Annotated in this window: 1 pseudogene; it reads right to left on the bottom strand. The window is 39.8% G+C overall.

Annotated features, from left to right (window positions below):
• Nucleotides 1–246: pseudogene (locus GFJ99_RS13580) on the bottom strand (concanavalin A lectin); the annotation flags it as partial.

Genomic DNA, 246 nt, shown 5'->3' on the forward strand with positions numbered 1-246 from the left:
GTCCTGCTGTTGGTGTAAACGTATAAATTGTAGTTGTTGTATTGTTTAGGGCTGGCGACCACGTTCCGTTGATTCCATTAGTAGAAGTCGTTGGCAACGCAGATAAAGTAGCGCCTGAACATATTGGTGCAACTGCAGCAAAAGTTGGTGTTACATTTGGATTAACGGCAATTGTTAATGTTGTTGTTGTAGCACATTGTCCTGCTGTTGGTGTAAACGTATAAATTGTAGTTGTTGTATTGTTTA

It is taken from the genome of Flavobacterium sp. LMO6, from assembly GCF_009495795.1.
In the GTDB taxonomy this organism is placed as follows: Bacteria; Bacteroidota; Bacteroidia; order Flavobacteriales; family Flavobacteriaceae; genus Flavobacterium.